Annotated in this window: 14 protein-coding genes; all 14 read right to left on the bottom strand. The window is 35.6% G+C overall.

Features of this window, described 5'->3' with window-relative positions:
* Nucleotides 1–435: 435 nt before the first annotated feature.
* Nucleotides 436–3,036, bottom strand: coding sequence for a DUF6923 family protein (locus tag DFQ08_RS03610; protein ID WP_114308417.1), 2,601 nt, complete (start codon nt 3,034–3,036; stop codon nt 436–438).
* Nucleotides 3,037–3,466: 430 nt separating this feature from the next.
* Nucleotides 3,467–4,183, bottom strand: coding sequence for a LytR/AlgR family response regulator transcription factor (locus tag DFQ08_RS03605; protein ID WP_114308416.1), 717 nt, complete (start codon nt 4,181–4,183; stop codon nt 3,467–3,469).
* Nucleotides 4,184–4,193: 10 nt separating this feature from the next.
* Nucleotides 4,194–4,511 (bottom strand): Hpt domain-containing protein, encoded by a 318-nt coding sequence (locus DFQ08_RS03600; RefSeq protein WP_114308415.1) that lies wholly within the window; start codon nt 4,509–4,511, stop codon nt 4,194–4,196.
* Nucleotides 4,498–5,562, bottom strand: coding sequence for a sensor histidine kinase (locus tag DFQ08_RS03595; protein WP_114308414.1), 1,065 nt, complete (start codon nt 5,560–5,562; stop codon nt 4,498–4,500). Before DFQ08_RS03595 ends, DFQ08_RS03600 begins: the two co-directional genes overlap by 14 nt.
* Entirely contained in the window at nt 5,562–6,695 is a 1,134-nt protein-coding gene (locus DFQ08_RS03590; protein WP_114308413.1) for an FIST signal transduction protein, read from the bottom strand. The genes DFQ08_RS03595 and DFQ08_RS03590 overlap by 1 nt, the downstream gene beginning before the upstream one ends.
* Nucleotides 6,696–6,697: 2 nt before the next feature.
* Nucleotides 6,698–9,040, bottom strand: coding sequence for a PAS domain-containing sensor histidine kinase (locus DFQ08_RS03585; protein WP_114308412.1), 2,343 nt, complete (start codon nt 9,038–9,040; stop codon nt 6,698–6,700).
* Complete coding sequence (locus DFQ08_RS03580) at nt 9,040–9,579, bottom strand: heme NO-binding domain-containing protein (protein ID WP_114308411.1); 540 nt, start codon at nt 9,577–9,579, stop codon at nt 9,040–9,042. The genes DFQ08_RS03585 and DFQ08_RS03580 overlap by 1 nt, the downstream gene beginning before the upstream one ends.
* On the bottom strand, nt 9,579–9,989 hold the full coding sequence (locus tag DFQ08_RS03575; RefSeq protein WP_114308410.1) for a response regulator: 411 nt from the start codon (nt 9,987–9,989) through the stop codon (nt 9,579–9,581). Before DFQ08_RS03575 ends, DFQ08_RS03580 begins: the two co-directional genes overlap by 1 nt.
* A gap of 222 nt (nt 9,990–10,211) precedes the next feature.
* Nucleotides 10,212–10,571 (bottom strand): MmcQ/YjbR family DNA-binding protein, encoded by a 360-nt coding sequence (locus DFQ08_RS03570; RefSeq protein ID WP_114308409.1) that lies wholly within the window; start codon nt 10,569–10,571, stop codon nt 10,212–10,214.
* An 11-nt stretch (nt 10,572–10,582) separates the two neighbouring features.
* Nucleotides 10,583–11,191, bottom strand: coding sequence for a DUF4230 domain-containing protein (locus tag DFQ08_RS03565; RefSeq protein WP_114308408.1), 609 nt, complete (start codon nt 11,189–11,191; stop codon nt 10,583–10,585).
* Between the two features lie 47 nt (nt 11,192–11,238).
* Entirely contained in the window at nt 11,239–11,988 is a 750-nt protein-coding gene (locus DFQ08_RS03560) for a cyclase family protein (RefSeq protein WP_114308407.1), read from the bottom strand.
* A 117-nt stretch (nt 11,989–12,105) separates the two neighbouring features.
* Nucleotides 12,106–13,278: a radical SAM family heme chaperone HemW gene (gene hemW / locus DFQ08_RS03555; protein ID WP_245935371.1), complete on the bottom strand. Its 1,173-nt coding sequence runs from the start codon at nt 13,276–13,278 to the stop codon at nt 12,106–12,108.
* 34 nt (nt 13,279–13,312) lie between these two features.
* Entirely contained in the window at nt 13,313–13,912 is a 600-nt protein-coding gene (gene ruvC, locus DFQ08_RS03550; protein ID WP_245935370.1) for a crossover junction endodeoxyribonuclease RuvC, read from the bottom strand.
* A 4-nt stretch (nt 13,913–13,916) separates the two neighbouring features.
* Nucleotides 13,917–14,507, bottom strand: a complete 591-nt coding sequence (locus DFQ08_RS03545; RefSeq protein ID WP_245935358.1) for a cell envelope biogenesis protein OmpA — start codon at nt 14,505–14,507, stop codon at nt 13,917–13,919.
* Between the last annotated feature and the right edge of the window lie 6 nt (nt 14,508–14,513).

Below are 14,513 nucleotides of genomic sequence, written 5' to 3'. Positions count from 1 at the left end.
CAACATAAAAGGTTTATAATCTATATGGCTATAACGTTTTGTCTTCATCTAAATCATAACGGGTTTACGTATCGTATTAGGCTTACTTTGGTTAATTCTTAAGTGTAACCTAACACCTATCTCAAATCAGTCGAGTTGTTCAGAACGCCTTTTTTTTTCGACTTTATTTTTACTCTTAAAGTGACCAATTCTGGATTAGAGCCCTCAAAACACAACCAAATTGTCTCTAAACCGCTTTATGTGATTTCTAGATAAAGAAATCACATAAGGATCTTGTAAGCCCTAGAGGATATCTATAATTTTCAACTTCTTAAAGAAAACTACACTAAAGAAAAACGCTTAGGTTCTGCGTTAAGGCTTAAACCCAAACCGCTATAAAACACAAAAGGCAAAAGCTCTCGCTTTTGCCTAATGCCGGGGTACATAACGCAGGGGTTATTTAACCATTAACTTAAAAGTTTTAAAATCGAATTGTTGACTTACAATCTTGCATAAATACAAGCCTGAACTTAAATTCTCTCTATTCACTTTTATCGTGTTTGCTCCTGAAACTACATCGTGATAAGCTGTGTAAACAACCTTTCCGGTTTGATCATAAATTACAAACTGAACTTTTTCGCTATAATTAGCTGTAAAATTAATAGACGTGTGCGTGGTCATGGGATTTGGGTAGGGTTTTAGGGTCGTCGGGTTTGGGGTAATATCGGTTAGGGATAGGGTTTCTGTCTGTGAAAATCTTAGGTTGTTTAACACCATTTCTTTTGATGTCGCTGTTCCGTTCTCTGCCACCATGGTAAAGACTATGGTAACCACATCGTTTAAATCTACAGGTGTAAAAGTGCTATTCTCTAAATCGGCTATGGAGATCGTAAAATCTTGAAGCGCATCCGTTAAGCTAATCGTGGTTTTAAACTGGTCTTCCCACTCAATTACACTTTCTTTTACAAATGTTATTTCTAAATTCCCTGTGCCTTTCGCGCTTAATTTAAAGCTATTAAAGTCAGACACATCTACAGCTTTAAAACGTGGTGTTAGGGCTCTGTAAGCGGCAACATAACTGTTGGTTGTTGCATTTAAAGTTACATTTCTTTCTACCGGATAATCAGAAGTTTCAAAATCAAAATCATTAGTGGTAACATCGTAAAGGCTTACTGTAGTTCCATCTTGTGAAGCATCTACACCCCAAGGGCCGTCAGACATAAATAAATCATCTGGAGTGGCTAGGCCATCGCCAATTCTAAATCCGATATCGAAAAGATTCCCAGTATCTACTCTCACATTGGTGATATAATTCCCGCTTAATGCTATGGTAGAATTTAGGTTTCCAAAGTCTTCTGTTTCTGTCGCTCTATAACCCGCATCTAAAGTCACATTTTGCGTCCCATTGGTATTAATAATTTGAAGATCTAATCCGCCATTGGTATAACTTCCCTTTCTTACAAATACCGTTGGAGGTGTAGAATTGTTATAGCTAGAAATGGGTTTCTGAACCGCTAACAAATCCAAAACCTCTTGTCCTAGGGTGTACAAATCGTCAACAGTATTAGACCAAATCTGGAAGTTATAGAAAGTAACATTTGCTTCGTATTCATCAAGATTCCAGTGGCTTTCTATGGCAAATTCAGCTTCATTATTTACTACTTTAGCCGATAAGCTTAAGACAAATTCATAGGTACCATCTTCATTTTTAATAATGGATTTTATAAATTGTTGTTCGTTAATATCAATTGTAGAGACAGAGATAAGTTCAGCTCCTAATAAACGATCACAGATATATTTAGTATGCTCATAAACGCCATTTTCTGTTTTTAAAGCCAGTACAGACGCCACTGCAATATCATTCTTCATATAATCAACCGCATAGATTTCGGTCGCATTAGTGATTCCTATTAAATCTGATGGTGTCGCTTCAACCGCTTCATCTTCATTGATACTTGTTAGGGGCACAAAGTCTTGTAGTACAAAACTAGAATTCGCATTTCGGTTGGCATAGGTTAATCTTCTTTCTACAATAGGTGCTGTAGCGGCATCAAATTTGTATCCGGTTTTTGCTCTTTTGAAGTTACGTGCATTAATTTGTTCTGAAAGACGACTATTACTTTCTAATCCTCCATCATTAGAACTTGATGTTGGTGGCTGTATCACATCACACAATCCGAATCCAGAACATGAAGGATCTTCACAATCAATAAGCCCGTCCCCATCATCATCAATACCGTTATCACAAATCTCTTGCATTACAGGAGCCGTAGGACAACGTGCCCCATCATTACTAGAACTAGAAGGTCCGAAGGCAAATAAATTAGCCTCTATAATATTTAAACCGTTTAAATCTTGTACCGCTTGGATAACATAAATGGTTCCGGTTTGGTTTGCCGAGATATAAAAACGACCTTCATTATCGAAATAAACCGCTCCGTAGGTATAGTTTAATCCCGATAAAATTGGCACAACTCCTAGAGGGGTTACCACACTCGTTTCAGGATTAATACGGTATAGAATATTACTGGTCTTTTCTACCGCGTAAAGTTGCCCATCTACAGCGTTAAACGCCCAATCGTGAATATTAAGACTTTGAGATAAGCTTTCCGTAGCCTGATACTGCGTGTAATTCTCAGATTCCGGATTTAAATCAATCTTATAGTAAGTGCTTCCACCGGCTTTTAAATAATACATTCCTTCTGAACTGATATCCCCCACATAACGGTTGTTATTAGGCAGCTCACTAATATAATAAGAAGTCGTATTGAAATTTTCACCTATTCTTACAATGGTTTTTGATGGCGAACTTAAAGACCCCCAAATAAAACCATCTGCAGGATTGTAAGCCGTAGCATTAATATTTCCTGGGGTTACATCTTCTGCAACTTGGTAGGCGTTACCTGAAGCAAGATCAATAGCATACACATCGTTACGTTGAAATAGATAAGCATTATGATCGCAATTAAAAGGAACATCTTGTGCTTGAACTGTAAAACTCCACAATGCTATAGTACTAAGGATTAACTGGTTTCTTAAAGTGTAAAGTGTTTTCATCTTCTATTTCTTATAAGGTTCTGAGACAAAATTAAAGCAATTAAGCGCCTGATTTTTTAATTTTCGATTGTTACAAATGAAGACACGGTGGTTGGCATTTAACTATCGATGAATGGTTTTGGGCGTCATTTACCTTGCTTAAGAAATAGGCATATAAAAAAAGGCAAAAGATTTCTCTTTTGCCTCAATCAAAATTAATTAACCCTCTTAATTCTTGTTATTAATCTAATGAACTAATGAACTGGTGTCAAAATTAAGGGAGACCTAGATGGTTTTCGTTTTAATTCGTTAAACCCTAATCTAGACCCGTTAGATGACCGAGATGTGTAGACGAATGGTAAACGCGCTATCCCAAATTAATTGGGATAAACGCAAAAAATATAGCCCGGATAGGCTATATTTTTTTATGAGCATGGATATAAATTAGTACTTATAATAAATTAAGACGTTTCATCAGTTCTGGTCGGTTAGAACGACTTACCGGGATAACATCTTTCTTTATAAGCACGCTGTTATCTTCAATATCAATAATCTTATCGACATTAATAATATACGACCGATGAACTTTTAGAAATAAACTGTCTGGGAGTTTATCAGCGATTTTCTTTAAGGTAGAATGCACCGTATAGTTTTTATCTTCGGTTTTAATTTGAATATAATCGCCTTTCGCTTCTACTAAATAAACACTTGGGATGTCTATTTTAATTAAACGTCGGTCTATATTCACATAGAGATCATTGCCAGATGTGCTTTCTTCTTTTTCTGAGGTCGACTTTTCAGCAGGTGTAGGCCTATGCGTAGAGGCCGCAACTTTTTGAATGGCTTTTTTAAAGCGTGCTGGTGTTATAGGCTTCACCAAATAGTCAACAATACAATCGTATTCAAAAGCTTGAATAGCAAACTGAGGATCGGAAGTCGTTAATATAATTTTAGGTAGATTTTTTAGGGTTTCAATAAAATCGAAACCTGTAAAATCGGGCATATGAATATCTAAAAATATCAAATCAACATCATGCTGATTTAAAAATTTTATGGCTTGCATAGCATTAGGGAATTCTTCTAAAATGTTCAAGCTATCTTCACTTGCGCAAAGTTGGCCTATAATGGCTCTTGCGGTAGCTTCATCATCAATAATAATACAATTCATGTCCTCCTAATTATAACTGTTGCAAATAATTGGTCATGGTCGTTAAAATAGATTCGAATTCTTCTTGAAGTGTAGTACGGCCTTCTAACAAATTGTTTTCGAATGCTACTGCAGTCTCATAACTCTTTTCAAGGCCTAAAATACTAATTTTATGTTTAAGTTTATGGACGTTGTCTGCCGTAAGTTTATAGTTTTTAGCCGCAATATTGGCGTAATAAATTTCCTTTTCTTGAGGAAATTCTTCATTGACGATATTAATTAACTTTTGCTCAAAATCTTTATCTCCGCCAGACATGCTGTGAATATAAGATAAATTAGGCTGTTCCATTTCGATCTTTTTTTAACGTAAAATAGAACGTTGTCCCTTCACCTAAAGTAGACTCTAGCCATATTTTACCCTCGTATAAATCTACAATTTTTTTTACAATAGACAGTCCTATTCCTGTAGATTCTACGTTATTTTCAAGTTTTTCAAATGTTTTAAAGATTTTTTCAAAATAAACATTATCAATGCCTTTACCATTATCTTTTACAAAAAATTTCCAATAGTCACCTTGTTCGATGGCTCCCACTTCTATAAGCCCCTGGGCTTTATCATTATAGGCAATTGCATTTCCTATTAAATTTTGAAACAGTTGTAGCAAACGGTATTTATCACCTTTAAGAATTGGCAACTTGGCCCTGATTACTGTAATATGTTTTGGAATTTCAATACTACTTAAAATATGGTCCACGAGTTTATTAAGATCTACATCATAAACTTCGATCTGATCTTTACCAATGGTAGAGTATTCTAAAATACCATTAATAAGGGTATCCATTTTTTCTACATTGGTTCTAATAAGGTCTAACGTTTGTTGACCATGCGCATCAAAGGCAGCTTTATAGTCTTCTTTTAACCAAGCGGTTAAAGCATCAATACTTCTTAAGGGAGATTTTAGATCGTGAGACACCATATGCGCATAATCACTTAATTCTTGGTTTTGATGGGCCAATTCATCTAAAAGCGATTCTTTTTGCTTGTTCATTTCAATAATCTCCTTAGTCTGCTGGTCTATAAAACTCACCAATTCTGAACCTGTTAACGGCACTGCATCGGCTTTTTCACGTTCTTTTAGATTATAAAATTTAAGCGTATTGATAACGTCTTTAAGTTTATCTATAAGTTCTTGTTGCTCTTTAGCTTCGTTTTGTAACTTTTTATTGGCCGCAAAAAGCTCATCGGAACTAATAGACATAGCCCTTTGAATCATAGTAGATTGCTCATCGAAATTATTATACGAACGATCCACAGCTGAAAGAAATTTTTCTAAATCTTTATGCGCCTTTAAATCTTCACTTAAATATTTTCGTATTTGCCGTTTTAGTAACGAATTCATTATTCACTAATTAGCGTTATCGTCATGGTTTGGTTATGTAACTGACAAGCGGTTTCTCCATGAAAAGGAGCGATCTCTCCATAACTATAAAACCCACTTACCGTAGTGCCTTCTCCTAAAATTTCAATAACCTCATCAATCTCTTCTTCTACGCGTTGGTCTAACACAAGTTTACGACCAATACAGCTGACCAATAAGGCGACTTCAGGTTTGTTTTCTCTAAATTCTAAGGCTTGTTTCGCTGCCCGTTCTGATGCATTTGCAATATGATCTACATTGGTCATCATCAGTTGTACTTGAGAATTTTCTTTAATATCTCCGGCTAAAATAACAGCATTTTCTTCTTCATTGATATTTAAAATAGAACGTACTATAGCGTGGTTTTCATCTTCTGATTTTACATTTAAAGGATATAACAAGGCCGCTCCTGGCAAATCTTTAGCCTTATCACCTAAATAGGTTTTGTACAAATCTAGTGCAAGCTGCCCGTCTAATTCATAAAGCACATTGCCTTCAGATTTTGTTACCGTGCGTTCTGGCCCAAATGGCGTCCATCCGCCATAGATAGAAAAGGATATTTCTAAGCTTTCCCCATAAAATCCGATAGCTACAATTTCACCTTCTTTAGGGTTTTCATTATAAGAGGCTAGTGTTTTTTCAAATCGGGTGTCATCTCCACACAATCCTCCGGTAATTAACAAATTGTCATCATTGGGTTCGCTCATTCCTTTGGTAAGTTGACTTCCGTTGACAAAGCTTCCTTCAGAAATCACAAACACATTTTTTAAACCTTCCGACGGAAACTGATTAATGAGATCCTTACCGGTTTTAAAACTGTCTAAATCTGTATTTAAGACGTTGCTAGTCTTAATCATAAATTTACTTTTCTCAAATTCAATCGCGGTAATCGTTATACTATCTTCATTCACCGTACGCAGTGAAATTTCTGCACAAGCAGATCCGAAAACAAGATGCCCATCTGGAAATAGCACTTTAATCTCTTGGTATATTAAGGGATCTTCTAGCAATAAACGATTACCAAAAACTAAAACTAAAGGGGCTTTTAAAGGCTGTGATTTACCAACATAAACCCAGTCTTCCTGACTGTGTTTAACTAATTGAACTGTTTTCATTTTTATTTTTTAAGGGTGAAGTAAAACGTAGTCCCCACCTGAGGCTCGCTTTCTAACCAAATTTGACCTTCGTGTAAATCCACAATTTTCTTTACAATAGACAACCCAATACCTGTAGAGTCTTTACTCTTATTTAAGGCATGAAAGATTTTAAAAATCTTATCGTGGTATTGTTTTTCTATTCCCATTCCATTATCTTGAATTGAAAATTTATAATGACTTTTTAAATCTTCGAAATCTATAATAATACGACCATCTTCTTTGTCTATAAACTTTATGGCATTACTTATTAAATTCTGAAATAATTGTTGAAGTTTTGTGGCATCGCCATGCACAATAGGTAATGGGTGAACGGTATGTATACTTATATGCTCTGGAATGTAGAGCATAGACAGAATGTTGCGAAGTTTTTTACTTAAGTCTACTTCTGCTTTGGTATTGGCTTCTGTCCCCACACTTGAATAATCGAGAACATCAGAAATTAGCTGTTCCATCTTTTCTAGCGTTGCTTCTATAAGCTCGAAGTTTTTAAGGCTTACCGCATCGAGTTGGTCTTTATTATCTTCTTTTAACCAATTTACTAAGGCATCAATACTGCGTAATGGCGATTTTAAATCGTGCGAAACGATATGCGCATATTCTTGTAATTCGTCGTTACTACGCTCTAACTTTAGAAGTAATTTTTCTTTTTGAAGCTCTAAAGTTTTTAGTTCTGTAATATCAATATGCACGCCAATAGAGCCAACAACTTTCCCTTTAATATCATAATTAGGAGCGCCACTAATAAGCCAATATCGGTCATCTCCGGTCTTGGTTTTCACCTTAACTTCATAGGAGTTGGATTGCCCGCGTTGTCGTTTTTCATTTTCTATAGCAATGATATCTACAGCCTCTTCACTATTGAAAAAAGCACTCGCATCTTCCCCTAATAATTCGGACTCGGAATACCCAGACATTTCCACAAAACTTTGATTGACCATTAAAATTTTATTATCATTGTCAACCTCCACTAAGCCCAAATTCATATTGGCAATAATGCTATAATATTTTTGTTTTTGGGTTTCTAAACTCTTGCTATAAGAACGTTTTAAGGTTACATCTGTAAAGGTCCAAAGGAAACCTTTAGATTGTTCTCCGATGGTAATTGGCAGGTAGTTGCGTTCTAGAATTTTACCATCTAACATTTCTAATTCATCTCCAAAAACAGCTTCTTTTGCCTCATCAATAACATGCATACGTTGCACAAACGCCTCCGGATCTTTAAATAAGGTTTTATTCTGTTCTGCAGCTTCTGAGCAGTCCATACCATACAAATCGCCAAGGGCAATATCGATATTTAGGAGTTCGCAAAATTTATGGTTGGTAAGCACAACTTTACGATTTTCATCTTCTAAAAGAATACCACTATCTAAGTTTAAGACTAGGGTGGACAGTCTGTTTTCGGATTCAATAAGTTTTTCTTTAGCTTCCCGTTCTTTAGAAACGTCTTCTACGGTAGCGACTTGATATTCAATTTCACCTTCAGCATCTCTAACCGCTGTAACATTGGTTTTTGCCCAAAAGATATCGCCATCTTTTTTAATGTATCGTTTTTCTAAATTGTACTTATCAATCTCTCCATTAAATAGTTGCTCTCTGAGTTTAACCGTCAAAGCTTCGTCATCGGGGTGCGTTATATCTTGGGCTTTTACCGTTTTCAGTTCTTCTGCGGTGTAGCCTAACATATCAACCAAGGCCTGATTTATTTGTAACAAGCCAACATGGTCTGTTTTAGAAAGCGAGATACCGATAGGAGAATTATTGATAATAATACTCAATTGGTTTTTTTGCTCTTCTAGCTCTCTTTTTAATAATTTTTCTTGGGTAATATCGCGAACAATACCTTGTGCTGCTATTGGTTTTTTATTTTTGTCGTAGACGACACTCGCATTGATATGCACCCATTTTACGGCTTTATCTTTAGTGTAAATACGGGCTTCGTAATTTTTAAAGAAACCTTTAGTCCTTAACTCTTCAAAACAAACCATGGCATACTGATAATCATCTTTATGCACCAGGTCTATAACATTCACTTTTTCGCTTGAAATATCATAACCGAACAATCGGGTTGCGGCTTCATTAAATTTTAAAATATGACCGCTAATATCCATTAAGACAAAGGCATCAACGATATTTTCAAATACGCCTTGAAGTTGGGTGGATTTTTCGTCTAATAATTCCTCTAAATGTTGTGAGGTGACGTAGAGTTCTCTAGATTTCTCTTCAAGGATTTTTTCAGCAGCTTTTCTCGCTTTTTTTTCACGCTCTAAGGCGCGTTTTAAAATGTCTGTTTGGGCTTCACTCATTAATTTTTAGTAATAATAAATCGGACTTCAGTGCCATCTTCTTTTATTTTTTCTAATTCAATAGTGGCTGTTGTATTAAAGTGCTCAAACGTTTTGTTCATTAAACCCAGTCCGAAATGATGCATCGCTCTACTCGATTTATAATCCATAACAAGAGAATTTTCTGTTTTGTCTATCACCTTAAAAGTTGGAAGTTCGGCATCAGGATAGATCTTTCTTACTTCTATATGAATATGATTTTCAATGGAAGATAACATCTCTATCGGGTCTTTATATGTCGCTAACAAACCCGGATAACTGTCTTCTATAACACCGAAAAAATGTTCCGCATAAACCAGAAGAAGGTTGTCTATAGAAATCCCTGTATTTGCACTAAGGTGCTGCAGGAGTTGCAACATTTCTGAAAAGCGATAGGTCCCCACTGAGGTGTATGCACCTTCTGACTCTAAATCTGAACTAGTGATAATTTTATCTACCATTTCTAAACCAAACTTTTCTTCTACCAGATCTAAAAATTCTGTAAAGACAATACCTTTCATTACACCGTGATTAATTCATTGATACTCCAGTACGAAAGAATTTTATCAATTTTAAAAACATAATCCTCATACTTTAAAGGCTTTAAAACATAACCTGCAATCCCAATTTTAAAACACTCTAATAGATCTCTTTGGTTATTAGAGGTAGTTAATATTATGGTAGGAATATATTTTAAACGTTCGTCTGCTTTTAAAATTTTTAAAAATTCAATACCACTAATTTTTGGCATGTTTAAATCTAATAAAATAATATCAGGTAAACTATCTTTATTTTCAAGGATTTTTAAAGCTTCTTCTCCGTTATTAGCTTCGGTAATATTATGTTTTAATTGCAAAGAAGCTGAGGCACGATTAAGTTTCATAACTTCAATCATATCATCTTCAATAAGTAAAATATTAAGGGTTTTCATCGCCTAAAGGGGGTTTAAATATCAGACTAAATTAAAACTATAGATTTAATCCTATTTTTTAATTCGGTTGACTGGCTTTTAGTGTCGACGGATGGTAGAAAAGTGTCGACTAATGGAAATGCAAAAATGAGCTAAATGGCCGAAATCGCCTATAAACTTACAAGTCATACAGGTTAAAGCCTTCAAAAAACATAGCCCGAAAAGCGCTATTTACAGGAACTCTTAAAGGGTATCTCTCAGTTTTTTTGGCAAGCCTTTTACCACCATGGCATAAGAATGGTCTATAAGTTCTTTTATCTGGGTTACAGAAAGTTCACCGCTAAGAAGATACACACTATTCCACAGTTTTTTATGCATGTGATAGCCTGGTTTAATGCTTTGGTATTGCGCTCTCAATTCTTGTGCGTAAGCAGGATCGCACTTTAAATTTACAAAAGGCACTCCTTCTTCCCATTGTTTTAAAGAGGTTAGTGCAAACATTTTATTACACACTTTAAACACAAGCGTGTCTTTATCAAACGGAAAATGCTCGCTAACTTCTTTTTTAGTTAAACAGTATGCTCGGTAAGCTTCAATATCCATAACAAAGCATTTTACTTTAATGTTTTACTGGTCTCGCCATCTATCTTTAAAGCGGAATAATCAATCTTCCAACCAATGGTTTCCACCAAATTCTCAATAAGATGTATTGCCTCTAGAGCCTCTTGCTTTGCCACATTAAAAAGGCCACTTTCTGGCACTTTATCTATAATATGAGCTTTAGCTTTGGTATGAAGATCCGTTAAATCCGCGGCTTCAAACCGATTGAACATCCCATCTCTTTTATCGTAATAATTAATATTACTTTCTATAGATAAAACTTCAGGTTCAGGGAAATGCGATAAAACTACGGTTTTGGTCTTCGCATTAGCCTGCATTTTTATTTTACTTAAATCAAAACCCACATAGGCTTTCGCATTAATAACCACTAAGGCTTTTTTACGACTAGAAATAAGTTTTAAAAACTTAGCCTTTACATCTTCATAATGGTAAATTTCGGCGAAATCCCCTTCAACAGTAACAAACTTACAAACCCTTTTTATTTTATCTAAAAGTAAAATGGACTGTTCATTAGCTTCATTTTGGGTTTTCCACGCTTTATAAACCGTAACCAATCCTAGCGTTACAAGGATACTGATAATGATGATAATAAAGGTTTCCATAGTGCTTTAATTATAGGACACAAGTTACTTATAGAGGTCACATAAGACTACTCCATAACTTTGTATAAGATTGGTTTGCTAGGACTGGCGTCATTTTCAAAAGGAGCAATTTGAAGGTTAAGCATGTACTTTCCGTCTTCAATTTTATTAGACACATAAATAAATTCTGTGATGGTTGCATCTAAACGCAATTTCCCTTTTGTATTCCAAAACGCGTTATGCGCTAAAAGTTCACCTCCATCACTCTCTTTATCAACACTGGGCAAATCTATAAGCAAATGTTTAATGCCTTTTGTTTTTAAATAATTGGCCGCATCTTCTAATAAATACGTTGGATTGGTATGAGAATATTGTCTAGACTTCTTCTCCTTAGTATTAGGCAGCGTCCGGATTACAATGGCTTCTCGCTTTTTATTTCCTAAAGCAAATTGCAATTGCTTTTTAGAAATTACATAATCGTCATCTAATTTTTCTGGAGCTACCGTAACCACCTCAGCTAAAAAGAAAAACTGTTTTAAATGTTTGTTGATGCTATATGTTTTCTCTGTAATATGCCCAACGGTTTCGGTATGCGTTCCATGAGCATGCGGATTAAACGTTATGGTATTGAAATTAACCACCGCACCATCAGCTACACTTATGAGTTTTCCTTCTGTTGTTTCTGGTTCAATTTTAGGCGGCCCAATATACCAAGCATTCACATTACTAGCTTTACCTGTTAATGGAATTGAAATATCTAAAGGTTGCTTTAAATCTATTTTTAACTTTCTAGAATTGTATTGTATGGTTGTTATCATCGATGCTAAATTTACGAACACTAAACTTTAATTAATGTTTGAGTCACTATTGGTATAAAATTTCAAAAATGTGTCTTACAAAACTACTTTATTTTAATTGTAATTTAAAGGATCCTCCTAAGCGTTCAACCTAAAGAGCTCAGAAGCAATACCATCGCACAAAAATTGCCCTTTTTTAGTGACGCATAAGTGGTCGTCTTTAAGATCTAATAAACCTTGCGAAATAAAACTCTCGGCATTTTTAAGAAGATAGTCTTTAAATTCTGTTCCGAAATCACGCTGAACTTTTGCTATAGAAACACCCCAAATGGTTCTTAAACCGGTCATCACATATTCGTTATACTGATCGGTTTCCGTTAAGGTTTCAAGCTCTATTGGAAGTTCATTAGCAGCAATAGCGGCGAGGTATTTTGAATTGTTATTTATATTCCACCCCCGTTGTTTGCCATTAAAAGAATGCGCAGACGGCCCAATACCAATATAAGATTTAGACTGCCAATAGGCCGTATTATTTTTACTAAAGTAGCCTTCTTTACCAAAATTAGACAATTCGTAATGTACAAATCCTGCTGCCTCTAATTGGTCTTTTAGGAGGTGAAATTGTTCATATCCCTGATCATCGTCTACATTGGAAATAGCGCCTTTTTTTATAAATGCGGCCAAAGCCGTTTTAGGTTCTACGGTTAAAGCATAACTAGAAATATGAGGAATTCCAAAACTTAACGCCATTTCTATATTGGCTAGCCATTGGGCATTAGTCGCTCCTGGAATACCATAGATTAAATCTAAGGAAATATTATCAAAATACTTTGTAGCTTCTTCTAGACAGGCCTTTGCTTCTTGGGCATTATGTGCCCGATTCATCAGTTTTAAATCGGCTTCAAAAAAGGATTGAATTCCAATAGACAAGCGATTAATTCTACTTTTTGCCAAGGCTAAAATTTGCGATTTAGACAAGTCATCTGGATTGGCTTCCAAGGTAATTTCAGGATCTGGCACCACCTTGTAATGCTTGTAAACGGCATCAATCAAAAATTGTATTTCAGAAGGACTTAAAACCGAAGGCGTTCCACCTCCAAAATAAATGGTTCCTACTGTGACGCTTTCAAATTCTGATTTCCGAAGTTCTAATTCTTTAGCTAAAGCTTGCACGATGTCTTCCTTTTTCTTCATTGACGTTGAAAAATGAAAATCACAATAATGACAGGCTTGCTTGCAGAATGGAATATGGATGTAAATGCCTGCTGTCTCGTTATCTCTCTTCTTTACAGAGGAAGAACTATTACTTATGTTTTTAAAACTTTTGGTGCTGGACAAAATCGTATTATTTTTTCTTCTTACGGAGGTTAACAATGGTAGTATTCTTACCACCATTAGGCGTTTGGGGGCTATTCTGTTTTACAAAAGAAGCCCAACCCGAATAACTCTTACCAACTTCTACCCGACCTTCATTATAAAAATGACAAACGGCCGCTGCTAAGCCATCCATAGAATCTAAGTTTTTAGGTAATGATTTTAGACCTAACATGCTTTGTAACATTTTAGCCACTTGCTCCTTACTTGCATTTCCGCTTCCGGTAATGGCCATTTTAATTTTTTTAGGGGCGTATTCCGTAATCGATACTTCGCGAGACAAGCCGGCCGCCATAGCCACGCCTTGTGCTCTTCCTAATTTCAACATACTTTGAACATTTTTCCCATAAAACGGCGCTTCAATAGCAATTTCATCAGGATGATAAGTATCTATAAGCTCTACAGTACGTTCAAAAATAAGTTTTAATTTAATGTAGGGATCATCATACTTCTTCAGCATAAGTTCATTTAACTGTAAGAATTCCATCTTCTTACCTACCACTTTAATGAGTCCAAACCCCATAATTGTGGTTCCGGGATCAATCCCTAAAATAATTTTCTCTTTAATCATGCTTTCAATTACAGTATCGGCAGCCATCCAAAGAAACAGCCAAGCCAAAGGTAAGGTTAAAAACACTACCATTAAAAGCCCCAAGCCCCGTAAGTACCGGATCGTAATCCTCTAAGGACGTTAGGCCATAAATATAAGCCACATCGCTATAGACGGCTACCTTTTCGTTTATGGCATAATGCAATTCTAGACCACCTAAAAAATTGGCATAAGTTTGTTTATTTTCCTTTAAAGTCCCTAAAGGTTTGGCAAAACTAATTCCTGGACCAGCGTGTAGAACGGTACGTATCCGGGGTGGTAGAAATCCTAAATACTCCGTAGGATCAAAGACTAATTGGGCATTAATACGGGAGTAGTTAATTTTAAATTCTGGAGTATCACTTGCATTTTTAAATCGGTTAAAGCCGAAATCTAATTTTACCCCATAACGGCTAGTAAGCATATGTTGCACCCCTAAATTTACGGTAGGGAAATTTACAGATTTAGCATAAGACCCCTCCACAAAGCCATCCGTAGTTGCATAATTAAGGCCCACGGCAAATATAGCTTTCCATTTAGACGTTTTACTATATTGGGCGTAACTTGTAAAAGTCATAACAAG

This window comes from Winogradskyella arenosi, from assembly GCF_003337305.1.
In the GTDB taxonomy this organism is placed as follows: domain Bacteria; phylum Bacteroidota; class Bacteroidia; order Flavobacteriales; family Flavobacteriaceae; genus Winogradskyella; species Winogradskyella arenosi.
This window is presented reverse-complemented; position numbering and strand designations above follow the sequence as displayed.